The sequence below is a fragment of the Paraburkholderia largidicola genome (genome assembly GCF_013426895.1).
In the GTDB taxonomy this organism is placed as follows: Bacteria; Pseudomonadota; Gammaproteobacteria; order Burkholderiales; family Burkholderiaceae; genus Paraburkholderia; species Paraburkholderia largidicola.
The window spans coordinates 2,448,960-2,475,315 of sequence record NZ_AP023174.1 but is presented as its reverse complement, the minus strand read 5'-3'; the positions used below and the strand labels follow the sequence as shown (position 1 = coordinate 2,475,315).

The following is a 26,356-nucleotide window of genomic DNA, read 5'->3' as shown; positions in this document are numbered from 1 at the left end:
AATGGGCACGGTGCCCATGCGATCTCGCTTTCACCGAGACGTATTACTGTTTGACGCACGACCCGCCGGGTGCGAACAGATTGAAGTGCAAGTCATATGAACGCTCGGTCGCTGGATATAGCTTGACCGGGATCGAGATTGAAAATCCGGGGAGGAACGCTGATATATTAATAACCCAAACTTATTTCAGTGCAAGGAGCACCGCGTGACACGTCGCCTCAAGCTGGACCGATTTGACGACTACGCTTTCGCACCATCGACAGATGACGTGTGGTTTGACAAGGCCGAAGAGTCTGTTGAATTTCTCAAAGAGTTGACGAAAGGCGATGAAGTCCTGATCCATGCCATTGGTCCACAGTTGCTAATAAGTGGCGTGCTTGCGCCTGCGGCCCAAGTAACGCCTGCTGACCATGACGATCTGATGAACGGCTATGTCGATTGGGAAGACACTTGGTGCATCCAGCAGAGCTACGGTGGCGGCCGGCCTCATGAAATTTATCTTGAACCGCCGCTTGCCGGCTGTGGATGCAAATCGCTCCGCAGTGGGGAGCCACTTTTCTTCAAACGTTCGTTTCTTGGCGTGGACGTTCCCCAGCAGATCGAATTGAGCCAAAAGCTCATTCATTGCCTCGAGCTTTATTTCATGGCTGACCGTTCCGCGTACTGCCGGCTCGACGATCGGGGCGACATCGAGGAAGTCATCCGGATCGTTCGTCGGCACGCGGACGACCCTGATCGTGAAACCACAATCATCACCATTCTGGCGAAAGATCTATCGAGATACATGACGGTCAGCGGGATGGCCCTTGTCTACTTCTTCGATTTCACGCGTTTCAGGCCGTCCGGATTCAACGGCTGGGATGATCACGGGCGCCTCGAGCGCCGCGCGCCCGATTTGTTTTATGACGTTGGATTTGCGCATCAGGCGAGTTTCGCGAACGGCCGCTTAATAGTGCGGCCAACAATAACGGTTGATGATCTGGTCGCCGAATGGAAAGACGAACTCGACGGCTCGAAGCGCGAGTACGCGACCTTCAAGATATTTGATCGCAAAAACGGCTGCGATGTTGAAACCTCCTGCGGGCCGGACAGCATCGTCAACTACTTCACCGAGAGCGATTTGCCGTGGGAGATCTCGCCGGCATTCTTCCGTCCCGAGGTCCTGCATCGCTTCAAAGCAGATCCCGACAAATTTACTATGGAACACCGGTCGATCTCCTGCCGGGGGGCTTGGTATTTGAAGGGGTACGACGTCAACGAGGTCGGCCAGGTCCACGTCTATATCGGTGACCTGGCCAGATTGCCGATCGAGGAGCAGCGGTACTGGCAGAGCTTCAATGAATGGCCGAAGGGAACAATTTCCAAGCGGGCATACGAGAACGATATTCGCGGCGAATTCAGTTCGGAGTATGACCCGCTCGACTCCCTAAAGCGCAAGGTCTCGTTCCTAAATGAGAAGAAGCCTGAGTGGTGGAGTTTCCGGAGTGAGTCTGTCATGGCTACGGCGCACTATCCGGTCACCGATTCCGTGCGGGAGTGGGGCGATGAGATCATGGCGCTTGACCAGATGCTGGTCGAAGGGTTGATGGCGAAGCCTTTGAAATCGTATTTGCAGGCTGCGAGAGTAAAGTTCGAACCCAATTGGGGATCCCTCCGTATTTTGCAGGAATATGCGGCGATGAAAGGCAAAACGGTGGACGAGGCACAATCGCTCATGGCCCCATTGCGTGAACTGCACAGCCTGCGTACAACATTGCGCGGACATACGTCCACAACCGACCGCAAGGATGCGGAACAGGCCGCCCGACGGGATTTCGGTGGATTGGACAAGCAATATCGCGATCTGACAGCACGATGCGACGCCGCCATGAAGGAGATAGTTGGTTTGCTTGGTCTTCAATGCAATCAGGACTGAGTTCGGGTGTTTTTCCGCAGCACGCCAGTTATGCACAGTTCCCTTTGTCCCATCGGGCAATATGCAATTGCGCCCGGTGCCTGGTGGGAAAAAGGATGCTCTTTCCAAGAGTAATTAAATTGGCAGACTATGGTGACATTTCTACGGGGAGGGCTGAAGATGTAGGTGTGTCGACATCAAGGCAACGAACAACCGCGTTGACGTGTCCGTCGCGCAGCCTGACATCGAGAAAGCATTCAGCGATCGATTTCCGTGTTCTGTCTAATACGTGAGCGATGAGGTCAACAATGGTGTACGCATCCCGCCGTCAACATAAAGGACCGTAATCGGCTTCGTTCTGCATCGGACAATCGTCACTCTCATAGAGATGAATTCCGGAAAATATAAACCGAAGGCGATCAGCTAGACCGAAACAGTCACTCGCCAACCCGGCACGTCCATCGATCTGAACTTCGCCGACACCGATCGATTAGCCGTTCACACGCTCGCGTTCGCAAGTTTTAAGGGTCTTGTTCGACCTCTATGCGCCTCGCAAGAGTGACGCTTCGCCAAGAATCTGGATGACATGATTGCTACCGAAGGTTGGAGGTGAACATCGAAGCCAGCGAATTTGCTGAAGCACGCGAATCGAGCAGACGCACCGCTCGCGTCGCGTTAGACAAAGACTCTAGGGTCGTGTGACAGAACAAAGTTCGTGAGTCGCCATAGTTAGTGCCTCTCTGATTGAAACGCTCACAACCGAGCGGACCTGCGGCCGGTCACGACGATCATCTCTGTTTTCTACCTGTATGTCCGTGTGGTGTTGATCCGCAGACGCATGGAGAGCGTCCTGCCGTTGAACGCACCACGCGTCCCAGCGACTAGGCCTATGAATCGTGGCACGCGATTGGCGGTAGGGATATGATTGGATTGCTCGCGAGGGGTGAGCAATAACGAAATCAAATTCACGAGAGACTCATCATGCTGAGTTGCGTCACGCCGCGCGGAGAGCGCGTTGAGAAATATGCGATACGACTCGCAACGGCAATGTGCATTCAGGCAGACATCATCCGGTTCTTGCATTTGCACCGACAGGGAAAAATGCGGCTTACAGCCGCGTGCAATCTTCTTTTGTCGTCCATCGCGTTCGGGGTGATCTAACATGCGTTGGATTACCGCTTTGAACTTGGCGCACTGGGCCGACACACTCCAGGCACGACCGAATTTTCCGGGACTAGTTGCTGACCTGATTCGCGCTACTGCTGTCACAGTGTCGGACGTTCGCTTTCCACGTGGGGACAAAGGGCAGGTCAGAGGCTTTGACGGCGTGCTGGAGGCGGTGGGTATGCCACCTTACGTACCCGAGGGCAGATCAATCTGGGAGTTTGGTGTCAATTCCGGCGCAGCGGCAAAGGCCGGTGCGGACTATCTCACTCGGACCGGGCAGGTTGACGAGGCTGTCCGAAGAGAAATGACGTTTGTCTTTGTCTCTCCCCGCACATGGGATAACCCCAAGGAGAAGTTGCAGGATTGGGTGGAGGCAAAAAGACAACTAGGCGAGTGGAGGGACGTTAGGTATATCGATGGGAGTATGCTGGAAGACTGGCTTGCAACGTGCCCGGCCGTGGCTGCGCGTTGGGCGAGATACGAATTGGGACTTCTGCCCGCGTTAGGAGTAAGGAGTATCGACGAATTCTGGGACGAGTATTCCAATCGTTTTTCTCCAGCGCTCGTCGAGGATGTTTTGCTCGCGGGCAGAGATACCCAGTCTTCCGAACTGGTAGAGGCTCTGCGCGAAAGAGGCGGTAGGCTAGCCTACGCGGCCGACACCCCTGACGAGGTCCTCGCTTTCGCGATCTCTGCGATCCGTCGCGCGGAGCCGGAGGTGCGTTACTTTATCGAGGCTCGCAGTCTGGTCGTCGAGTCGGAAGATGCGGCACGTCAGCTCGTAGGCAAAACCGGGCTGATCTTTTTACCGCGTGCGCAGGCAAGGAAACTCGCGGGCTCATTTCTTCCGTACGGCCCAACGGTGGTCAGCGCAGGGGCGGACGAACAACGGTCCAACCACACATTACTGAAGCGTCCGGACAGTTCCGCACTCGGTAGGGCATTCGTTGCAATGGGTCTTACAGAGCGTGAGGGATATGACCTCGCAAGACGTTGTGGACGAAGTCTCGCCGTACTGGCCCGTCAGCGGCCGAGCGGGACTGCTGAAACACCCGAGTGGATGGCGACAGGCGCAGATGCACTACTGCCCGCGTTACTCGCGGGCGCGTGGGTCTCGTCTTCGGAGTCAGACCAGAAGATTCTCTGCACGCTCGCCACCCACAATGACTATGAGTCGCTCGAGGCGCCTCTGCGCAGGCTGGCGAGGTTCAGGGATCCCCCCGTCGACCACGTGGGAGATGTGTGGGCACTGCGATCATCGGTCGATGCGTTCGTATACTTGGGGCATCTTCTTGGGCCTGAGCACTTACGTCGGTTCAGGCACGCTGCGCAGGAAGTCTTTTCGCAACTGCGGCCGGAACCAAAGGCAGACGAGGTGTACAACCCTGTATCCGTCCGGAAGGACGCACACAGCGCCTGGCTGCGTGAGGGTATGATGACCATGCTGTTGCACATGGCCGTGCTGCACGAACAAGCCGGTTTTACTGTTGTGGGCTCAACGCCGCAGGAATTTGTGAACGACCTCGTCCGCGGGCTGACGGGCTTGGCTAGCGATCATCGGCTCCTCGCAAGTCTGCAGGACAATCTGGCTCTCCTCGCGGAGGCGGCACCCATCCCTTTCCTTGAAACCCTCGAGCACCTGCTTGAGGGCGACGCCGCCAGAATCAAGCCGATTTTTGAAGAGCATAAGGGTCTTCTCACTCCACGCACCTATCACGTTGGTCTACTCTGGGCCCTGGAAACGCTGGCATGGGACGGACGACTTCTGCTGCAGGTCGCGCTGTGCCTCGCTCGTCTGGCGGAAATCGATCCGGGAGGGACGATATCAAATCGTCCCATAAACAGTTTGCGAGCGATTTTCCTCTCTTGGGCACCTAATACCCATGCACCCGGCAAGGAGCGTGATGCCGTTTTAACGCACGTCGTCAATGCTGTCCCGGCAATCGCCTGGTCACTCTTGGTCAAACTGTTACCACGATTCCACGATAGCTCGTCGCCTTCGGCGAAGCCGAAATTTCGTGAGTTTGATGAGGGTGAACGGGAAGTGCTGACTTATCGCGTCGTGTGGGAGAGTCAGGCGACGGTCGTCAAGCTTGCGTTAGCCCATGTTGGGCAAGATCCAGAACGATGGAAAACGCTAATCGATGCGATGGGCGCGTTCCCTTTCGACGCGATCAACAGCACACTTACCGCGCTCGACGTTGTACTGTCCTCCGTGGCTGCGGACGTCCAATACCAGATCTGGGATGCTTTGCGGAAGACTGCAAACCGTCATCGATCATTTCAGAATGCGGACTGGGCGCTTCGCGGTGAGGTCTTGTCGCTTGTCGATGCAGTCGTGCAAAAATTCACCCCGGAAGATCCACTCGCCCAGAGTGCCTGGTTGTTCGACGACTGGATGCCGGACTATCCCACGATGGTCGAGGCTGTCGGCGACCCGATGGCTCCCATAGAAGACGCACGATCGGCTGCAATCCGCACCATACTCGAAGCCAAAGGTCTCGTCGGACTGATCGAAATTGCGCAGCGGGCCAAGGTCCCAGCGACCGTCGCAGCGGCAACCCAGTCATTGCAGTTGTCACGAGGGCAGTTGGTCGATCTGTTGCGGCTGGCTATGGAGCGTGGAGAGCACTTCAATAGCCTCTGCGCCGTTGCCTTGGCTCAGGGAGTAAGCCGGTTTGGGACAGAATTTGCGCACGATTTCAGAAATATTGTGAGGACCCTGACGGTAACTCCATCGCGCACCGCTCGTCTGCTCACCGCGCTGGATGAGAATCTGCAGAGCTGGACCATCGTTGAATCTTTTGGGCAAGAGATCAATAAAGCGTATTGGACCGAGAAGCGCGCCTTCTACGTGACCGGCGATACGGAAGAGCTTCTGTTTGCCGTCGAGCAGTACGCTACTCACGGTCGGCCGATGGCTGCGATAGAAACTGCAATCCGCCGATTGAACGAGCTCGCGTCAGACATGCTCTTACGCCTGCTTGATGGGGCGGTATCTGAAATCAATAACTCGACAACGCAGCATGGGACGATGACGGCATATTACCTCGAGCAGGTATTTGACGAGCTGGAGGGAAGATCTGACATACCGCCAATGGAACATGCGCGCAGAGAGTTTGCATACCTGCCTTTTTTCCATAGCAGAAAAAAGCCGTTGATTCTTCATCGATTGATGACAGAACAACCTACTTTGTTCATGGAAGCCGTGTGTGCCGTGTTCCGGTCAGACCATGCGGAACATAGCGACGTCACCGAAGTAGAAGAAAGGCGTGCTCGGGCTGCATACGATCTACTCGAAGGGATTCATATATTGCCGGGCCAAGTCGGCAACGAGGTCGATGTCAAAATTCTCGTTCAATGGTGTTCCGAGGTTCGTTTGCTTGCACGTAACTCAGGGAGAGTTGATGTCACCGACTTCCGCATTGGGCACATGTTTGCGCATTCGCCAGCGAGTCAGTTGGACCACGCATGGCCACATGAGGCAGTGCGTAAGGCGATCGAAGACATCGCATCCGAAAAGCTGGAAAACGGTTTAATGGTCGAGCGTTACAACATGAGAGGGGTTTTTAGCAAGGCAATCGGAGAGGGGGGGAATCAGGAACGCGCGCTCGCAAAGCAGGCAAGCGACTGGGCTCGTATCATGGCAGACGCTCCTCGTACAGCTGCGATGTTAAGACGGGTCGCAGACGGTTGGATGCGGGATGCGGAGCAGGAAGATATCCGCGCTGCGAAACAGGCGTTGCGAGACTAGGGGAATCGAGAGTAGTCGAAAATTTGACCAGCCACGGCACCTACTCGAGCGAAATGATTGCGCGTCTCGAACTCCTCCTATCAACTGCCAGACAATTCACGGATTCTCATCATGCACATTTCTGATCGGCCAGCAGAGACTGATGCCCTCGGGCGCAGTAATTTTGCAAAATCGCTTGCGCGTTCGATTCTGTCAGTCCGCTCAGATGACGGTCTTGTGATCGGAATTGAAGGTGGTTGGGGCACAGGCAAGAGCACCGTTATAGGTTTTATAAAAAGACACCTGGAAAGTCAGACTACCGACGAGACCAAGCCGATTATTGTCGATTTTAATCCGTGGATTGTGAGCAACAGCGGTGCAATGGTTGAAGCACTGGTCACGCAGATCGCAGCAGCACTTCATGTCGCGCTAGGCGCACAAGAAGAAAAGCTAAAAGTGGGCGAGAAGCTTCTGAACTACATCGGACTTATAAAGTATCTTAAATATTTGAGGTACCTGCCGGGCGTCGGGTTTGTGGGGAATATTGCACAGGATGCAGCAGAGGCTGCGGAGAAAATTGCTGATGGCACCGAAGCCGCCAAGAAAGCACTGGAAGATGTCGAAAAGGTGCTTCCGAATTTAGATCTGGCCAGAAAGAAAGCGGAGGTGGTGAAGGCCCTTCAAAGCCTCGATCGTACTATTGTCGTGGTGGTCGATGATGTAGATCGGTTACCAGAAGACGAAATTCGACAGATAGTGCAGACGATAAAAGCCGTTGCCGATTTTCCTAGAACGACTTATCTTTTGGCATATGATCGGGAAGTCGTGGCGAGTGCATTAGGTAGTGGCAACCTTGCGAGAGGACAATCATATCTGGAAAAGATCGTTCAGGTAGCTTATCCAATCACGCCGCTGTTTCAAAATCAACTTCGTAGTTTCCTTGATGCAAAGCTGCAGGAGCTGCTTAAGAGCGCCGATATCGTACTACGCGGATACGAGGAAGCGATCTATCGGTCGGGCATCGAAGCCGTTACACATATCGTGCGTCACCCTCGTGACGTAGTGCGTCTGATGAATCGACTGCTGCTGAGTCTACCAGCAACGCGGGGCGAAGTGAACGCGGTTGACGTGATCGTCTTCGAAGCACTATCCCAGCGATTCCCAGACGTTCGCGATCATGTACATCGCAACCCCACCGACTTTATAGGGCAGTCGTTTAGGGGAGACGCCGAAAGTGAAGCGGTCATTGTAGGGGTGAACGACTGGTCGAATTGGTCCGATTCGACGAGGCATGAGTTCGAGCATCCGTGGGAGAAGCATCTGCCAGCCGACGAGGCCGAACGGGATGTTGCACGGAGGGCGTGCGCTTTCCTGTTCGCGGTCACCGCTGATAAGAAAGAGAAGGTTCCCGAAGATGAACTTCGTTTGGTTGATCCGGATCGACTCGCGCGCTACTTTCGGATGGCGTCGTTGGAGAGCGTTCCCGAAGCAACTACCATTCACGGCTATCTTGAAACTGCGGAATCACTCCGCGAGGCCTTGGCGAACTGCGATGCAAGCGATGTTTCATTCTTACTTGAATGGATCTTCAACTACACGCCATCGTGTCAATTCCCCGATGCGTGTGGCAGCATTCGCAGATTGATTGATGCGGCGTCGACTATTCAAACGCAGAACGCGCTAACCGAAGGGCTCGCTGAATTGTTCGGGAAGGTAATTTCGCGGCTGATGGAACGAGCGGCCCTCGAAGATCGCATAAAGTGCCTGAATCAGATCGCTACGAGCGCGCCACTATCTGTCGCCGAGCCTGTGTTGCTAGAAGCTACTGCGGAACAGGGGAAGTGGATCATACGGCCTGAAATGCTATTGCCACCAGAGAAGCAGTTGGTGCCCGATAGCCAAGCTGTAGATAGCGCCTTGGAGATATGGTCGCATCGTGTCCGGGAAGCAGCCTCGAAAGGAGACTTGGTCCGAGAGGCTCGGATGCATGCCATTCTGTACCGATTTGCTCAATTGAACTTTGCTTATAGGGAAACCTACGAGATCGTATCCGGAGTTTGCGTGACTGAAGAAGGACTGAAGAAATTTATCTCGGTTTATGTTGAAGACAGTCCGTTTAACAGTCTTGAAGGCTTCAGTCTTATAGTTGATGCGCATTCTATGGCCGCTCGCATACGAGGATCGTCGTTGAGCTACGAATACGCGTGGCTTGCAGATCGGATCACCAATGGAAGTTATCCAGCTGCAATTTCCGAGCAGGCTAACCGATTGATGGGACAACAGCAGGCGGATCTCACGCAGGCTGTCGCTCGATCGCGAATTGCGATCTGATGCAAAGCGCTGAGAGGCATGTGTCAATTGCTTGCGCGAGTGACCGAGCGATTTGATCACTCAGGATCTCGAGCACGAGTCGGGATTGACTCGCGGTGCCCGAAACTTCACTGAACGCCTCGTCCGGGCCACCCACACTCGGGTTACGGCGCCCGCGTTTACCGAGAAGTTGGTTTTCACCTTCATTGAGTCGCATCCGGTGACGCGATCATTCGTTTGCGGCTCCCTTGCCGCTTCGCCGTCTGCAAATCGATCCCGGCCCTAGATGTTAGCGCCGATGTGAAACTGATCCGGTGGGTCAATTCTCCGTGGACATCAACAAAAGAAATTCTTTCCAATCGAACTGGACTCTGACAGGCGGCAGGATTCTTAGATACTGCTAATCATGTTCAGAAATGCTGCTGGCGGAGAAAGCCGTTGAAACTCACGCCCGGCAAGGCGGAGAGCGACGTCCCCACGCGTTAGGAGAATTAATGAACGCGTTAGCGCGTCAGTAAACACGACTAGTGGCATTAATGAACGTCGACAGCTCTTGACCACGGCACCGAACCTCGCCGTGCGCCGTCCTCGGACCGTCGACCGGGTAGTGATTGAACTTTGAGCGTATCCGTCGCGCCTCGAGACGGCGGTCTCGAGGTGCGTAAAGCTTCGTACACGCCCAGCCGCTCTATGCCAATTCGGTAATAATTACTTGGCTGTTGAGATTCCCAGCCGCCGAAGGTGTCGACGACAAGAGGGCGGTACTGGATAGGTAAATGCCCTTACATACGCCGCGAAAATATACAGGCAGACTGAGCATATAGTCATCAGTGAGGCTGATCATCATGGCGGGGACCGCAATTCTCCACCCTATCCGAGTCGCAATCGGCGTGGGCATCGTCCTGGCGGGCATGCTTGTCCTTGCGCTGCACGGGATCCCATCCGCCTGACACGAAGGCTGCAACCGATTGTGCGTATGTCCGAGCCGTCAGCCTGGCTCGGAGCGACGTTTGTCGCGTAGATCCGTCACCGGAAATGCGCGGGCACGAAGGCGTCGATCGCGGTCAAACGCGGGTCATCGCTGACCATCGTGCCGTGGCCATGCAGTTGGGACGTGTCGAGAATGGAGATCAGCTCAAGCCATGCATTTCACTAGTTACAAATGGAGGATTTGTCGTGTCTAAAGTTAGCGTCCTTGCCACGGGCGATGCCATGCTCACGCAGCGTATCTCGCCCAATCCAGATGCTGACTTCCTCGCTCTCGTTGAGATGCTTCGGAAGACGGACGTAACTATTACCAATGTCGAGATGGTGTTCCCTGGGCGAGGTCGCATGGCCTCGCCCACCATGCACGGGATACCCTGTGGCGTCGAGCCCGAACTCCTGTCAGAGTTTGAGTGGCTTGGCGTCGACATCTACGGGATGGGGCACAATCACGCAACCGATTACGGTGTATCGGGGTTGGTGGCTTCGATGGAGGCGCTGGAGGCGCGTGGTCTGACGTATGCCGGGGTCGGCCGAACTCTGCAGGAGGCGCGCGCTCCCCGCTATTTCAGCGCACCAGGTGCCCGCGTCGCATATATAGCCGCTGGATCCAGCAACGCTCGACTCTGCCTCGCCGCAGATCCAAGCGTTGGCGACGTAGGCCGCCCTGGTACAGCCCCGGTTCGCGTGCAAAAGACCCACTACATCAGGAAGGAGCGGTTCGACGAACTGCGTGAGATCCTCGCGGAAGCGGGCGTCAATGTCTCGGCGACGGGAACGACCGCCCCCGGAATTCACTTCCCTTATCCGGACAAGAACATCTATGACCCGCCGCCGCCAGGTGGCTTCGCGGTCGAGGGTGTCAATTTCGCACCGAGCGACAACTCGCGCGTTCAGACCGACGTTCTGGAACGTGACGTTGAAGCAATCGTCGCCTCCGTGAAAGAAGCATCTCGCCAGGCTGACCTCGTTTTTGTCGGACTTCACTGCCACGAAGGGATTCAGGGACGCTGGAACACCGAGGTCCCTGCAGAATTTTTGCAGCCCCTCGCTCACCAACTGATCGACGCCGGCGCCCACGGGGTCTTTGCGCACGGGCCGCACATGCTGCGCGGCGTCGAGCTTTACGCGGGGCGGCCGATCTGTTATTCGCTCGGCAATTTCATTTTTAATGTGGAGACGTTTTCGTCTTTCCCGCTCGAAGTCTACGAGCAGCAGGGAATGCCGTTGACGTCCACGCCGGCAGATCTGTTCGATGTGGTCACCGGATATGGAAAGCAGCCGCTGTTCTGGGAATCGGTGGTAGCACGCTTTACCTACGAAAACGGCGTTCTATCCGACAGCGAACTTCATCCCATCACGCTCGGCCGCGATGTCCCGCGAAGCCGGCGCGGATGTCCGCAACTCGCCTCTATCGAAGATGGCGCCCGCATTCTCACAAGGCTGAACGAACTCTCGAAGCCTTTTGGGGCTGGTTTGGATATCGTCCGCGAGGGAGATCGATACGTCGGCAAGATCAAGTCGACAAAATGAATGTGATCTGAGTTAGGACCGCAGTGCACGTAGCGTACTGATCTTCAATCAGGTACGGATCTTTGCGTGCGCGGCGGGCCGACAGTGGTAGCAGATTCGCATCTGGGCGCGAATGCTGTCACGGATGTCGTCTAGCGGCAGGGGTATCGCGAAGACTACCAATCAAAGACAGATGTATGGTTGTCAGCGCTGTTCGTTGCGAGGTAGCCAGGACGGGGCGGACAGAAAAAGAAACTCCCAATGATGGCTGATGTGCGGAATCAAGTGGCAGCCGATACACATAGGACTACGAAGCAAATATAGAAAAGCAGGAACTAGGACCGCGCGGGAGTGTGTGTTCATCGACTATGACAGAAGCTGGTCGGGATGTCGATTTCGAGAGAAGAAGTTCATTGCGAACAGACGGCCACCGCGCGATTTGAGAATATCTTTGCGCAGGATCTTTATCTAACTGGCGACTTGACGTTGATCTGATGAAAATGGCAATCGCAAACTACGTGATTGTCTATAGCGTGAACAAAAAGGGTGAAGAACGGGGCCTCACTATGCTCAAGATGACTTTGAACCAGAAACTCAGCTCGATGATAGCTGTGCTGTGGATAGGATTGGTCCTGATCGCCGTCGCGGGCATGTGGCAATACCACGCCTCGCTAATAAAGGACCGCCGCGATCAGTTGATCGGGCTTGTCCAGGAGGGCGCAAGTGTCGTGAAGCACTATTTCGCGCTTGCCCAGCAAAATGTCATGAGCGAAGAGGAGGCGAAGAAAAGAACACTCGAGGCGCTTTCCATCTTACGGTATGGCAAAGACGGCTACCTTGCGGTAAACGATTCGCGACCCGTCATGCTTATGCATCCGTTCGCCCCCGATCTGGTCGGCAAGGATCAGTCAGGTTTCGCCGACCCCAATGGCAAGCATATCTTTCAGGATCTTGTGAAAGTCAGCGGTCAGGAGGGAGGCGGTTTCGTCAACTACGTTTGGTACAGACCCGGAGGCGCCCGTGATACGCCGGTGGAAAAGACCTCGTACGCGTGGCGATTTGCGCCGTGGGACATGATCATCGTTACCGGTATGTACATGGACGATGTCAACGCAGAATTTGTCAGCGCGCTCATCGACTGGACCATCGTCACGGGCGCGCTCGGCTTCATCGCTAGCGTGGTGATGTTCGTGGTGGTTCGCAGCGTACGGCGCGGACTTGGCGGAGACCTTGAAGTAGCGATCGAAGCAGCGAATCGTATCTCGCGAGGGGATCTGACGGTCAAGGTGTCGCTGGACGGGAACAAGAACGGGAGCCTGATGCACGCGCTTGCGACAATGCAATCAGGTCTCACAGATGCTGTCTCCCGCATAAGTGCGGGTGCCGAGAACATTAACATTGGCGCAAACGAGATCGCCGCGGGGAACATGGATCTATCACAACGCACGGAGCAGCAGGCCGCCGCGCTTGTCGAGACCGCCTCGAGCATGGACCAGATGACGGCAAACGTGAGGTCGAACGCCGACAGCGCGGCACAAGCTGCGAAGCTCGCGGGGCAGGCTGCAGATGTTGCAACGCGTGGCAGCATTGTTGTCGATGACGTCGTACACACTATGGGTCAAATCACTTCCAGTTCACAGAAGATCGGTGACATCATCGGCGTGATTGACGGAATTGCTTTCCAGACCAATATTCTTGCCCTCAATGCGGCCGTGGAAGCGGCACGTGCCGGAGAGCAAGGCCGCGGGTTTGCCGTTGTCGCCTCTGAGGTGAGGAGCCTCGCCCAACGCTCAGCAACGGCCGCCAAGGAAATCAAGGCGCTTATCGAGTCTTCGACAACTACGGTCGACCAAGGCGCGATACTCGTTGGCACCGCGGGCGAAACGATGGGCGAGATTGTGCGATCCGTGCGACGGGTGAGTGAGATTCTCGAGGAGATAAGCCATGCGTCGCACGAGCAAAGCGCCGGGATTGAGCAGGTCAACCGCGCTGTCGGAGAAATGGACAAAGTGACCCAGCAAAATGCCGCGCTCGTCGAGGAAGCCGCTGCTGCGGCGCAATCACTAAGGGACCAGGCTGGGGCGCTTCGCGAGGCAGTCTCGGGCTTCACGTTACCCGCCTGACGCCTCTCCCGCTGTGCGGCGCAAATTTCCAGCGTCAATCTGCAGTGCCCGGGCAGCAGTGTGCCGTCACTGCTCCCGGTGCACGCATGCGCCAGCCAGCGGCGAGCACGACATTCCGATGTGGTGGGAAATTTTGCTCTTCAACACAGAGTGAATCCTTTGGCCTCAGTCAGTGCCATTCGGTGATCACGGTCCCTTTGCTGCAGTCGGTCGTTCGGAGTTCGTCTCGCCTTGCAGGGTTTTCTCAGAACGCTGAAGCATTAGGCCTTGGGTGAGGCTTGGGATCGTTCGGGGCCATATCACAGCAACGATTAGGGTTCATCCGAGCCTTACCTGGTTGACACCATAAAACTATACAGGCAGACTGAATATATGTGAAATCGTGATGCTGCCGTTGTGGCCTTGCAGATCGATCGTTTCTGTCGGTATCAAGCAGGTTCAGGCGACAAATCGAAAAATCACGCGCGCGGACTGAGAAGCTGACGATACGAAGAGCCTAGTAAATAGTTGAAACCGAAGATCAAGAGGGGAGAGGAAAGTTAGGAGTGTTATTTAATATTAATAATGGAAGTTTGAACAAAGGTCGCGCAGTCACCAGAAACCTCGAGTGTAGAGAACGGATTTTCATCGGGGCGGGGAGCGGTGATGGCATAACCGCCAGCGCGCAACAAGCGGGCGGGTGCTGGTTATTTGCAACAACGGAGTGACAATGGCGATGAATTTTCCGCTCGTGACGGGCTGGTGGGGTGAAGAGAGTTTGTATCGCGATGTCACCTGCGTTGCGGTCGATTCTCGTGGCTGCGTTGAGACCGAGGCTGCGGAGTGTCCTTCATCCGGTCACTCTGCGCGCAACGATGGCAATCGTTTGGGGGGGCGAAACCGCCGGACGCGTCGCCACGCGGCCGTGGACGATGGGTCTCGTTTGTGGGCGCTGGTGCGATGGTGGCGGTGGGATATATGGACCCGGGCAACTGGGCGACCGCACTTGGCAGCGGGGCCAAGTACGGCTATCAATTGCTGAGTGTCGTGCTGGTGGCCAGCCTGATGGGACTACTGCTGCAATGGGTTGCGTCAAGGGTCGGTGTCGTTACTGGACGTGATCTCGCCCAGTTGTGCCGTGAACGTTACAGCCGTCGCACTACGATATTTCTCTGGATTACCTGCGAGATTGCAATCATCGCTTGTGATGTCGCTGAGGTAGTGGGCAGCGCGGTGGCGTTACAACTCCTGCTCGGCGTCTCCCTAACAGTTGGTGTGTTGATGTCCGCGATCGGCACGTTTGCGATGCTCGCCTTGCAGAGTCGCGGTCGCTCGCCGCTGCAGATCGTTATTACCACGCTCATATTGTTTGTAGGTCTTTGCTTCGTTATCGAACTCGCCCTTGCCAATCCGTCATGGCGTGGCGCACTCACGGGGCTCGCGCCGACGCCTGCGCTGTTACGCGACGCTGGCATGGTCTGGTTCGCAGCCGGAATCCTGGGTGCCACTGTGATGCCGCACAACCTGTATCTGCACTCCGCCCTTGTGAAGGATTACAACAAAGGTAGCAATGGCAATGATCAGTCCGTGGTGCAGGTCTTGAAGGGCGTAAATATTGATACGTTCGCATCCCTCGGCCTTGCTTTCTGCGTGAACGCATCGTTGCTGATTGTCGCGGCGGCGGTATTCCATGCAAACGGACATTACGATGTCAGCGATCTCGCCGATGCTCATCGCCTGATCAGCCCGCTCGTCGGCAGCGACTGGGCAAGTGTACTCTTCGCAGCAGCCCTGCTCGCCTGTGGACTGAACGCGACCGTCACAGGCACGCTCGCAGGGCAGGCGGTAATGGAGGGCTTCCTCAGGTTGAAAAGTGCGCGTTGGGTTCGAGCGCTCCTGACCCGCACTCTTGCGATTGGGCCCGCGTTACTTGCGGTGGGCGCGTTTGGCGAACATGGATCAAACCAGCTGTTGGTCGCCAGCCAGGTGGTTTTGAGCGTGCAGTTGCCGCTTGCCGTGATTCCCCTCGTGCGCTTTGCATCGGATGCTGGCCTCATGGGTCGCTTCCGCGTCAAACGGATACCGCATGCGCTGGCATGGTTGTGCGCAGGGATCATTGTGATGTTGAACGTGGCGTTGCTCTGGCAACTGGTGATGGACGCTTGAGTCCGGTATCACGGGTGCGGTTCGTCCGTACATTCTTCTTCAGGATTGCGTGGCGCGATGTACGGTTGTCCGGGTCGCTAGGGGTAGGCTGATTGGTGAAGCGCGCGGCCCCAACGTCTCGCCTTGTGATGCGGGGGCACAGATCTTCGAAGGAGGATGGGATGAGGGCTTCAAATGTACTTGCGGAAATGTGCGTCGACTCCCGACAGGTGTCGGCGCAATTTCAACCGTCAACCGGTCAATTGATCGTGAGCGACGGATTGTCCATTGTCGAAGCCATCAGTCCGCCCGATTCGTGGATGGCGTTAGCGACGGTCAATGCTGCCAGTGAATGGGGCACACGGCCAACGTCGGCCGATCTCTTGACCTTTCTCGAACGGTACGTGGCCCGGCATCCACGGTTCAAACGATCGGATACGAGGCAGAGGGATCTGTTGCCCGAGTCCAGAGCACTTACGGAAAACTGAGAGGGCGCGACAAGCAACGGAACTTCGCGTTCGGGTATCTCCAAGGTCGGCTCTGCGCCGGAGCTGTGCCTTTTTTGCGCCGCGTGACCGCGGCGCCTTTTTTTCTTCAATGCAGACTGCTGGGTAACCGGCTTGCCTGTGCCGTTGTCCACAAGAAGGGTGAACGGTCGGGGAGGTGGCCCACGCTGGCATATAGACTCCGAGGTCATCAGATGAGCATGCAAAACCTTCGCGCACCGTCGTTGTTTCGCGACCAGTGCTATTTGAATGGAGGATGGGATAACGCCGATAGCGGCGAGACATTCCCTGTCGTGAACCCCGCTACGGGCGACGTCATTGCGCACGTGCCACGCATGGGGGCGGCAGAGACGCGTCGAGCAATCGAACATGCCAAGGCCGCTTGGCCCGCGTGGCGTAGCCTGACTGCGAAGACGCGCGCGGCAATTCTGCGGTCTTGGTATGACCTGATACTCGAAAATCAGGATGATCTCGCCTTGATACTCACCACTGAGCAGGGCAAACCGTTGGGCGAGGCAAAGGGCGAAATCCAGTACGCTGCTTCGTTTATTGAGTGGTTTGGAGAAGAGGCAAAACGCGCCTATGGCGATGTGATTCCCACAGTTGCCAATGACCGGCGTATCGTGGTCGTCAAGGAACCCATCGGAGTCTGTGCAGCGATTACACCTTGGAACTTTCCCGCGGCGATGATCACCCGCAAAGCTGGTCCAGCGCTCGCAGCGGGTTGCCCGATAATCGTCAAGCCCGCAGAAGCGACACCGCTCACCGCTTTGGCGCTCGCTGTACTTGCCGAGCGCGCGGGTGTGCCTCCCGGCGTCTTCCAGGTGATTACAGGCGTGCCGCAACAGATCGGCAGCGAAATGACAGCCAATCCGGGTGTTCGCAAGCTCTCTTTTACTGGATCCACTCGGGTGGGTTCGGCGCTGATGGCCCAGTGTTCACCCACCATCAAGAAGGTCTCACTCGAATTGGGTGGGAACGCTCCGTTTATCGTGTTCGATGATGCGGACCTCGACGAAGCGGTGGCCGGTGCAATCGCATCAAAGTATCGCAATGCGGGCCAGACATGCGTATGCACGAATCGCTTCTACGTCCACAGCAAGGTCTACGACGAGTTTGTCGAGAAACTCGCGGACGCAGTCGCGAAGTTGAAAGTGGGGTTGGGTACGCAGTGCGGCATCACACAAGGTCCACTCATAAATGAAGATGCGGTGCAAAAAGTGGAGTCTCACATCAGCGACGCTGTATCACGTGGTGGTCGGATCGTGACGGGTGGGAAGCGCCATGCGCTCGGCCACGGATTCTTCGAGCCGACTGTCATTGCAGATGTGACGCAAGAGATGAAAGTCGCCCGCGAGGAAACATTTGGTCCTGTCGCACCCGTGTTCCGCTTTCGTAACGACGAAGAAGTGGTGCATTTCGCAAACGATACGGAGTTCGGCCTGGCGGCGTACTTCTACAGCCGGGACATCGGCCGCATCTGGCGCGTAGCGGAATCTCTGGAATATGGCATGGTCGGCATTAATACCGGATTGATATCCAATGAGGTAGCGCCGTTTGGTGGCATCAAGCAGTCCGGCTTGGGCAGGGAAGGCGCGTATTATGGGCTGGACGAGTACCTCGAAACAAAGTACCTCTGCATTGGTGGAATATAGTTGTCGATGCGGAAGTCGAACCGCTGTTCAAGTTGTAGCCGGTTGTTATGAGGGCTTTGCCTTGGTCCGAAGATTTGACGTCTGGGCCAAGGCACTTTTTTTGGGGCGTGGGTTTTGCAATGAATTGAAAGTGACGCGTATAACCGGTGGCCGGATGGGAGTGATGTCGGGAGCGGCGACTTCGCACGCGTTGCAGTGGATTATGCCGTGAGAGTTTGGGTGCCGGGGTTGACCCCAAGACGATTCAGCAGGCGAGGGGCCGGCTTCCCGAGGGACCAGCCGTCGAGCGACGCTGCATCCGACCGACCCTCAGAGGCGATAAAACTTCAGCAACCAGTGCCCTCAGGTAATTGAATCGGCCGTTAGACGATTCGCGGTTGTTACGGTGGCATGAACTGCGACGATTCTGTTGAGGACAATCTCATGCAGTTCATTGTCTGGATCAACACAACAATCGCCTGGAACGATTAGTTTATAGTCGAGATCAAACGCCTGCCGAACTGCCGAAAGCAGCGCCCCGGTTGTCGTAATTCCACCAAAAATGATTGTTCGAATGCCTCTCGATCGCAAGATCATGTCGAGATCAGTGCCGGTGAACGCGCCAACACGATGCTTCTCTACCGTAGGTTCGCCACAGTTTGGCTTGACAGCTTCGTGGAAATCGCACCCCGGGCTTGAGGGGAGAAATAGATCACTAGCCGCGAGTTCGGAGAACAGCTTGTTCGATGAGCTAATCTCCGGGTAACCTTCTCGGAAGGCAACCTTCACGTGAATCACAGATAGTTGTAGTTTGCGCGCCCACGCTAGAAGGTTAGAGACGTTCTTTAGCAACGTTATCCTATTTTCCTCGGGTACCCACTGCTCGATACAGACCTTCTGGAGGTCTAGTAGCACCAGCGCCGTCGATGCTGGATTAATGGGTTCAAGTTTTTCGTGCACAGCTAGTAAATCGATCATCGTGAATTCTTGGGTAATGTTGCGAGAAGGATGGTCGACGAAGCTGCGTGCTCCATGGGGCTTTATAGGCAGATTCGCCAGACCATGCAGATATAACGTGAATTGCGGGCCCGTCGCAGCGCTGCGTCAGCTTGTATGAAATCGCCTGAGTCCGGACGCTTCTTGCCGCTCAACACAATGAGCTGCCGCCAGTAGGGAAGACTTGACGCTCGACACTGTCGACTGCGGCTTATTGGTATCCATACACGACACTCCTCCGTGGCTTGATCTACCCATCGTATCCGCGGGCTAACGCCGAATCGTCATGTTCTATCCCACCGACGGCGACAAGCGGCGACATACAGCTGGCGATTTACATGCGATTCGAGGACGTGGCCAGCGTCGCCATCAGAACACGTCGCTCATTTACCCGGAGCATCCGGGTGCATAATCGGCTGTTCGCTGTCGAGCGTGCTAGTGCCTGTATTCAGACGGTTGCCTCGGGGGCTGTATCCTCAGAATGCAAAGACGCAAATCGACGATTATCTGTGAGTGCAAACATGAATGCGGCGGCGACGCAGAGGGCGGCGATCATCAGGAAATTCTGTTGTAGCGACAACTTTAGCGCAACCATCATTCCAATGAGCGGCGGCGACACTATCGCACCTAAGCGCCCAATGCCCATCGCCATGCCGGCGCCGGTGGAGCGGATCGCCGTCGGATAGAAGAGTCCACAATATACATACGCGACAATCTGCGCCCCAGCGGTGCAAACACCGACGGCACCCATAATCACGAACAGTAGTGTGGCCGACGTCGTCACCGTCATCAGGCACAGAAACATGCCGCCCAGCGCATACATCGTCACTAGCACCCACTTGATGTTCAGTCTGTCGGCAAACCAGCCGCCGCCGATGGCACCAATGATCGTGCCAACGTTCATTGCGATGACAAAATTCAGCGCTGAACCGAGACTATAGCCACTCATTGCCATAAGCTTGGTTAGCCAAGTAATAAGAGCGTAGATCATAAACAGCGCGGTGAACATAGCGAGCCAAAATAGGAGAGTACTCATGCCGCGGCCGTCCTGGAACAGCCGTGCGAGGGGCGCGCCCGCGGTGCGCACGCCGGTGGGTGCGCGAAACTCCAGACGATCTTGGAACTGAAGACCCGGCTGAAGGCGGCTGACTATCGCACGTAATTGGTTATCAGCCCGGCGCGCGAGCAGGTACGGCAACGAATCAGGCATCGACTTCATAATGAATGGAATCAGCACCAGCGGCGGAGCGGCCGCAAAGAAAACCGCCTGCCAGCCGTAGTCGACGAGGAGAAGTTTGCCCAGAGCGGCTGCCGAAATGGCGCCAAGCCCATAGCCCGAATACATCATGGCCGTCACGAAACTGCGGATCTTCTTCGGCGAATATTCACTCATCTGTGCAATGACGTTTGGCATTGCACCTCCGAGTCCTAGTCCAGCGATAAAGCGCAGTATGCTGAAGCTGACGGGCTCGCTGGTGAAACCTGCTGCTGCCGTGAAGACGCTGAACAGGAAAACGCAGATAGAGAGCGTCCAGCGACGGCCAATCTTGTCAGACAGGGCGCCGAGGAACATTGACCCGAACATCATGCCAAACAAGGCGGAGCTCGTCATGAAGCCCGCTGTCACGGCGCTCACGCCCATCTGTTGCATGATTGAAGGCAGCGCGATGCCTGTGACAGTGAGGTCATAGCCGTCGATGGCTGTGATCAACAGACACCAGATCAGTATCTTGGCATGAAAACCATTGAAGCGGGCCTCGTCGACCAACTCATGTACATCGATGCGTTGCACGTTCGTCTCCTGAACTTGAGTATTTTAAAACCGGATCAATCGATTCCGTTGTAGGGCTTAGGCTAGACCAGCTGGCACGGTCCTATGGACACTGGCGTGGACAAACCGCTCGAAAGTGCTCAGTCGGTCCTACCTGCATGTGCTCAGCGCCGACGCTTGAGCTCACCAGCTGTGCTTGTTGCCTTTTCCGCCACCACCGATACCGCGCGCCCTGCTGGATCGCCGCGAATAAGGGTACAGATATCAAACCCGCAACTCACTGACACCGTCTCTCTGTGAACTTGCCTCTTTGACTGGTGGCGGGGGCGCGCTTTCGTTAAGCGGATGCAGCACTATCCGGGCGTTGTAGTAAACCGCCGTTCTGTCGCCGCTTTCTCTGGTCCCAAAAATGCTCTTTTAATCCGCATTAAACGTATTACGGCGACACAGTCTGTATGTGGATGCGGGGTCGTCCTTGGCCTCCTGACGCACGGGTTGCCAGCCTTCCCTGTGTGCACCGAATAGTAGGGAAGTCGGGATTCATCGGAATATACAGGCGAACTGCATAATGGTGATCAGTCTGCCTGTATAGTTGTGACGCGTATGTAAGGGAATCCACTTACTCAACGCATAGATGAAAACCTACGTTCGGCGCGGGCAGGGCATGTTGACGCAAATCCAGGCGGGCCAAACCTCAATGCCCACACAGGTCGGGAGATCGCGGATCTGTCTGTGGGCGGAAGTTCGATAACGCGACTTCGTTTCTGCCTTCCGCAATTGATAAACACGGCGTGAACAATCGACCCAATCGTCCATCCACAATCCCGAGCATGGCGTCTTCGGGCTTCTACCTACCGGGTGGTGTGTTGACACGGAAAAAATATACAGGCAGACTGAATATCACGACGAAACTTCGTCGCGAAGAAACATCAAAACGGCGACCCTACATTGTCAGGAGACAGTCTATGACGACGGCAACACTTGAGCGGCCGGAAGCGCGGGACAGTCAACTCGATCACGTTGGAATCAAGGTGATCGATACGGACGTCCATGTCGAACCACGCAATTTCGAAGAACTTATCCCTTACTTGGACGCACCCTGGCGCGATGTTCCAAATCTAATCGCCAGCGTGCCGTTCAGCCGTCCGACGTACAGAACGTTGGAGGGCGGCGGTCGTAAGGATGCCTATCCTAAGGTCGGCGACATCGGTTCCGATCCGGACATGGTTGGGCAGCAGATGTTCGTCGACGACCCGACCGACTACGCGATTTTGCTGCCCTGGAGCTTTCGCGGATTCACGGTCGATCCGAAACTCGATACGGCGCTGGCCAGCGCGGTGAACGCATGGCTGGCTGACACCTGGCTGTCCAAGTACAACGCCGAGAATCGCTATGTTGGCTCGATCTCCATCGGCATCGACGATCCGGTTGCGGCCGCACGAGAGATCGACAAATGGGGCGAACATCCCGGGTTCCGGCAGGTGGTGATTGGCCATTATGGTCCCCGCCCGTTCGGTCACCCGATTTATGACCCGATCTGGGAAGCTGCTGCCCGGCATAACCTTCCTATTGCCATGCACTTCCGCGGCGGTGCTACACAGCCGCTGGGATGGACCTCGACGGGGCCTCTGCAATATTTCGTCGAGTACCACTCCCTCATTGCACCGATGGCATACGGGGCACATCTGGCCAGCTGGATTTGCAATGGCGTTTTCGATCGGCATCCCGAGATGAAGGTGCTGTTCATCGAAGGCGGTTTCCTGTGGTATCAGCCGTTCATCGATCGACTTGAGCGCCATTGGAAAAAGACCGGGCAGGAACTCGGGCTGAAGAAGACGCCGCATCAGTATGTGCGCGATCACATCCGCTTTGCAACGCAGCCGATTGAAGAGAATACGGATCCGCACAAGATCGCTGCCCTTTACGAAGAAGCGAATGCCCGCGAACTGGTAATGTTCTCGAGCGATTATCCGCACTACGATTATGACCCGCCGAGCAAGGCGCTTCCTCGTTCGCTCGACGCCGAAATGAAGACCCGAATCATGTATGAGAACGCACGAGTGATTTACGACTTGCCGAAAACAAGGCCGGTCGACCGCTTCGATCTGGCAGGAGGTGCACGATGAAAATCGATTGCGCTATCCACCCGGTCCTGGGAAGCGTCGAGTTCAATAAAGCAATCGGCTCGCCCTGGAATTTCCTGAAGCTGCCTCCCCTTTTCGGCGAGAAGTATCGCTCTCCTTTCGATCAGTTGTCCGTGACCCCGGAACAGGCAATGAGCCCTGCAGCCGTCGCGGCCTACCTTCGTAGCACCGACGTCGATTATGCCGTGCTGAGCCCGACGACGCGCGGATATTGGCCGAACCCGCAACAGGCTGCTGCCGTTGCGCGCGCCGCAAATACGCTGCTTTTCAAAAAGTGGCTGGAGTCTTCGGAATCTGAGGGACGTTTCCTGGGATCGATCCGCCTGGCGATGAACGATACCGATACGGCGCTGCGTGAGATTGATCGCTGGGCCGATGACGACCGGTTCGTCCAACTCGTCGTGCCGGCGCGTTCTCTTGCGACCTTTGGCGAACAGCGCTTCTTCCCGATCTGGCGCGCGGCGGCTGAGCGCGGCCTCGTCGTCTATGTCCACGATGATTTTTCGACGCTGATCGAACCGCCGCCGTCGCAGGTCGGTTTCCCGAGCTTCTTTGCGGAAGATCATGCGCTTCGCCCCATGGCGTCGATCGTGCAACTGACCAGCTTCATTATCGCCGGGGTCTTCGAGCGCCTACCGGAGCTTCGTGTCGTGTTCGGCGACCTTAGCGTGCACGCGGCGCGTTCGCTGGCAATCCGGACGGACAAGGATTGGCAATCCGATCGGATGGAGGTGCCGTGGGTGAGCGATGATCCGTCGACATACCTGGCCCGCCATGTTCGCTTCGTGACTCAGGCGGACGACGAAATCTCGCCGCACAGCAAGGCAGCAACCGGGACGATTGGCGGTGACAATTCTTCGCTCGTCGTCTACGGCAGCCGCCATCCCTATTGGGATGGTGCGAAAGCAGAGGACGTGTTCCCCACGTGGTCGGAGAAAGACCGGGCTCGTTGTTTTGCCGATAACGCGGTGGAGTTCTATCCGCGTATCGCGTCGCGAGTATCGGCCGAACTGAGCTCGTGACCCGCCAGGACTGAAACAGGAGACAGAAAATGCGATATGTAGTGGGTGCAGCCGACGATCTTCCGCCCGGCTCTTCGACGATCGTCTATCCGGAAAAGGTAAAGAGCGGGATCGGCGTATTCAACATCAATGGCGAGTTTTACGCGTTGAAGAACACCTGTCCGCACATGGGCGGCCCGCTTTGCAAGGGCCATGTTCGCGGGACGTCGACGGCAGAGTTGGCGGCGGATGGCATGCCGGAAATGCACTGGGTGCGTGATGGTGAGATCGTGTCTTGCCCCTGGCATCATTGGGAGTTTGAAATCAAGACAGGGCGGACGATTTTCAAGTCCAACCAGAAAGTGCGCAGCTACCCGGTGACGATCGAATCGCCGGAGGAGCTCGAGCGCCTGAAAGCCGGAGTCGAGACGGTTCCGATTTCCGTCGAAGGTGATGCGGTCGTCCTCGAAATCTGATCAGATCGACTTCGACTCGCGAACTCGTGGTAAAGCGGGCCGCACGGTTTAACAGCAGTGGCCCGCTTGTTTATCAAGGAATGGTTATGTCTGAACGCGACTTCGAACTTGTGATCGCCCGCAAAGATGTGGTGGCGACGGGGGTCGTTCGCCTCACTTTCGCCCGTAAGGATGGGTTGCAACTTCCAAAATGGGAGCCTGGAGCGCATATCGACGTCCACTTCGCTTCGAATGGCGTTGATTATGTGCGGCAGTACTCCTTGTGTGGCCAAACTGCCGATCGACGTCACTGGCAGGTCGCTGTACGGCGGGCGGAGGATGGGCGCGGCGGCTCAGCTCATATCCATGAAGTGTTTGCGGAAGGCGATACGATTCGTGTATCTGCGCCGCGTAACAATTTCCCGCTTGTGCGGGCTAAGCGTTACCTTTTCGTCGCGGGCGGAATCGGCATCACGCCGATTCTTCCGATGATCGCTGAGGTTTCGGCTACGGGTGCAGACTGGCGGCTTGTTTACTGCGGCCGATTGGCCGAGTCGATGGCTTTTATCGATGAGGTACGCGCAATCGGTGGTGACAAGGTCTCGCTTCACGAGAGCGAAATCAGCGGCCAGCTCGATCTCGCTGCCTTGATCCATGACGCCGACCCAGAAGCCGTCCTCTACTGCTGTGGCCCCGAGCCGATGCTTTCTTCGATTGACGAAATCTGTGCCTCATGGTCGGCCGACAGAGTTCACTACGAACGATTTGCTCCTCGCGACGACGGATCTATTGAGGCGAATGGTGCGTTCGAGGTCGAATTCGCGCGGTCAAAGCTTGTCATAACCGTTCCGCCGGACCGCTCCATCCTGGAGCTAGCTGAGGAATACGGCGTGGACATTGACTCGTCCTGCCAGGAGGGTGTGTGCGGGTCGTGCGAGACGCGAGTTCTCGCGGGAATACCTGACCACCGCGACTCAGTGCTCAGCCAAAAAGAGCGCGTAGCAGGGCAGACAATCATGGTGTGCGTCTCCAGATCTTGCTCGACTCGTCTGGTTCTCGATGCGTAGTCGGGCGAAGTGACATCTGAATCAAGGTGATAGCGCGCTTGGCACGATTTGCTCGCGTTTCTGCGTTGGCTACGCCGACATGTGGCAAACACGCGGGCCTGACTGTCGTGACGGTGAAATCAAATGAATATTAGGAGTACTAATAATGGTTGCAATGTCGACTCAACAAGGTGGATCGTCAGATACCGATGAACTGCCCCGCCACCGTCGGATCCTGCAAGAATCGGGGCCAGCATCTGGACGGATCCTGGGGATCAACCATCTTGTCATGTTTGCCCGCGACATGAACGAAGGCGTGCGGTTTTACAGGGATGTGCTCGGCATGCGCGTGGTACGAACCCAGCGGTTCGCCACTACTGCAAAGGGTCTGCGTTCTTCAGCACATCATTCGAGCGGGTCGGCTGCTCAGGACCAGGCCGAGACATCCCCCATAGCCGTAGATATCACGGTTCGGCAGGTATTCTTCGAGATGGGCAATGGCGAGTTGTTCTCACTGTACGAGGCACCCACGGTGACCGAGCGACCGCCCGCTCCCGTGAGTTCTGTTCTTTGGCCGGCAGCAAGCAAGGCGCAATGGAGCCGGCCGGTGGAACCGCAGAAGCTGGATCACCTGTCGTTCGACGTGGCCTCGCATGCTGAGGTCGTGTGGTTCCGCGAGCACCTGATGTCGCAAGGTGTTCCGGTGTCTGAAGTGTCAGAACGAAAGGGTGCGAACAATCAGCATCGCTTCATCTCTTCGATTTATTTCTCCGACCCCAGCGGCAATCCGCTCGAGATTTCTTCGTTCGATGCCGGCGATGCCGCGTGGCAGTCGTATGATTTTTCCGACTGGTTCATCGACGAGGAGCCTGTATCGGCGCTTCTCGACGGAGCGTCCGACCAGGCTCCTTCGTTGGTGCCGCACTGGGTACGTGCAAAGACTGAGTGAGACTCGC

The 26,356-nt window shown here is 56.2% G+C and carries 14 protein-coding genes; 12 read left to right on the top strand and 2 right to left on the bottom strand.

All coding sequences use genetic code 11. The features are described 5' to 3' along the window. The first annotated feature begins 205 nt into the window (after positions 1–205). From PPGU16_RS11010 to PPGU16_RS10980, 7 genes are all read left to right on the top strand, one after another. A complete protein-coding gene (locus PPGU16_RS11010) occupies positions 206–1,915 on the top strand; it encodes a hypothetical protein (RefSeq protein ID WP_180720020.1) in 1,710 nt (569 codons plus the stop codon). A 1,141-nt stretch (positions 1,916–3,056) separates the two neighbouring features. Beyond that, a complete protein-coding gene (locus tag PPGU16_RS11005; RefSeq protein WP_180720019.1) occupies positions 3,057–6,815 on the top strand; it encodes a hypothetical protein in 3,759 nt (1,252 codons plus the stop codon). A 111-nt stretch (positions 6,816–6,926) separates the two neighbouring features. Then, positions 6,927–9,125, top strand: coding sequence for a KAP family P-loop NTPase fold protein (locus PPGU16_RS11000; protein ID WP_180720018.1), 2,199 nt, complete (start codon positions 6,927–6,929; stop codon positions 9,123–9,125). Between the two features lie 1,155 nt (positions 9,126–10,280). Next, a complete protein-coding gene (locus PPGU16_RS10995; RefSeq protein WP_180720017.1) occupies positions 10,281–11,621 on the top strand; it encodes a CapA family protein in 1,341 nt (446 codons plus the stop codon). 554 nt (positions 11,622–12,175) lie between these two features. After that, on the top strand, positions 12,176–13,723 hold the full coding sequence (locus PPGU16_RS10990) for a methyl-accepting chemotaxis protein (protein ID WP_180722607.1): 1,548 nt from the start codon (positions 12,176–12,178) through the stop codon (positions 13,721–13,723). A gap of 831 nt (positions 13,724–14,554) precedes the next feature. Beyond that, positions 14,555–15,868, top strand: a complete 1,314-nt coding sequence (locus tag PPGU16_RS10985; RefSeq protein WP_243460589.1) for an Nramp family divalent metal transporter — start codon at positions 14,555–14,557, stop codon at positions 15,866–15,868. Between the two features lie 679 nt (positions 15,869–16,547). Continuing rightward, positions 16,548–18,008 (top strand): NAD-dependent succinate-semialdehyde dehydrogenase, encoded by a 1,461-nt coding sequence (locus PPGU16_RS10980; RefSeq protein ID WP_180720015.1) that lies wholly within the window; start codon positions 16,548–16,550, stop codon positions 18,006–18,008. A gap of 342 nt (positions 18,009–18,350) precedes the next feature. Here the strand turns inward: PPGU16_RS10980 and PPGU16_RS10975 are convergent, their stop codons facing one another. Beyond that, a complete protein-coding gene (locus PPGU16_RS10975; protein ID WP_180720014.1) occupies positions 18,351–18,965 on the bottom strand; it encodes a cysteine hydrolase family protein in 615 nt (204 codons plus the stop codon). A 466-nt stretch (positions 18,966–19,431) separates the two neighbouring features. Beyond that, positions 19,432–20,775 (bottom strand): MFS transporter, encoded by a 1,344-nt coding sequence (locus PPGU16_RS10970; protein WP_180720013.1) that lies wholly within the window; start codon positions 20,773–20,775, stop codon positions 19,432–19,434. Positions 20,776–21,719: 944 nt separating this feature from the next. Here PPGU16_RS10970 and PPGU16_RS10965 point away from each other — a divergent pair. The 5 genes from PPGU16_RS10965 to PPGU16_RS10945 all read left to right on the top strand — a co-directional run bounded on the left by PPGU16_RS10965 (position 21,720) and on the right by PPGU16_RS10945 (position 26,349). Next, complete coding sequence (locus PPGU16_RS10965; RefSeq protein WP_180720012.1) at positions 21,720–22,880, top strand: amidohydrolase family protein; 1,161 nt, start codon at positions 21,720–21,722, stop codon at positions 22,878–22,880. Further along, positions 22,877–23,920, top strand: a complete 1,044-nt coding sequence (locus tag PPGU16_RS10960) for an amidohydrolase family protein (RefSeq protein ID WP_180720011.1) — start codon at positions 22,877–22,879, stop codon at positions 23,918–23,920. Before PPGU16_RS10965 ends, PPGU16_RS10960 begins: the two co-directional genes overlap by 4 nt. 29 nt (positions 23,921–23,949) lie before the next feature. Beyond that, positions 23,950–24,375: a Rieske (2Fe-2S) protein gene (locus PPGU16_RS10955; protein ID WP_180720010.1), complete on the top strand. Its 426-nt coding sequence runs from the start codon at positions 23,950–23,952 to the stop codon at positions 24,373–24,375. Positions 24,376–24,461: 86 nt separating this feature from the next. Continuing rightward, entirely contained in the window at positions 24,462–25,421 is a 960-nt protein-coding gene (locus PPGU16_RS10950; RefSeq protein WP_180720009.1) for a PDR/VanB family oxidoreductase, read from the top strand. 145 nt (positions 25,422–25,566) lie between these two features. Beyond that, the gene (locus tag PPGU16_RS10945; RefSeq protein ID WP_180720008.1) at positions 25,567–26,349 is read left to right on the top strand and encodes a VOC family protein; all 783 of its coding nucleotides are present in this window, start codon (positions 25,567–25,569) and stop codon (positions 26,347–26,349) included. Positions 26,350–26,356 lie beyond the last annotated feature (7 nt).

Bases quoted from the DNA above. Each gene is read 5' to 3' on its own strand.
- PPGU16_RS10980 (WP_180720015.1), top strand. From the start codon at position 16,548: ATGAGCATGCAAAACCTTCGCGCACCGTCGTTGTTTCGCGACCAGTGC.
- PPGU16_RS10960 (WP_180720011.1), top strand. From the start codon at position 22,877: ATGAAAATCGATTGCGCTATCCACCCGGTCCTGGGAAGCGTCGAGTTC.
- PPGU16_RS10955 (WP_180720010.1), top strand. From the start codon at position 23,950: ATGCGATATGTAGTGGGTGCAGCCGACGATCTTCCGCCCGGCTCTTCG.
- PPGU16_RS10990 (WP_180722607.1), top strand. From the start codon at position 12,176: ATGACTTTGAACCAGAAACTCAGCTCGATGATAGCTGTGCTGTGGATA.
- PPGU16_RS10945 (WP_180720008.1), top strand. From the start codon at position 25,567: ATGGTTGCAATGTCGACTCAACAAGGTGGATCGTCAGATACCGATGAA.
- PPGU16_RS10965 (WP_180720012.1), top strand. From the start codon at position 21,720: ATGACGACGGCAACACTTGAGCGGCCGGAAGCGCGGGACAGTCAACTC.
- PPGU16_RS11000 (WP_180720018.1), top strand. From the start codon at position 6,927: ATGCACATTTCTGATCGGCCAGCAGAGACTGATGCCCTCGGGCGCAGT.
- PPGU16_RS10950 (WP_180720009.1), top strand. From the start codon at position 24,462: ATGTCTGAACGCGACTTCGAACTTGTGATCGCCCGCAAAGATGTGGTG.
- PPGU16_RS10975 (WP_180720014.1), bottom strand. From the start codon at position 18,965: ATGATCGATTTACTAGCTGTGCACGAAAAACTTGAACCCATTAATCCA.
- PPGU16_RS11005 (WP_180720019.1), top strand. From the start codon at position 3,057: ATGCGTTGGATTACCGCTTTGAACTTGGCGCACTGGGCCGACACACTC.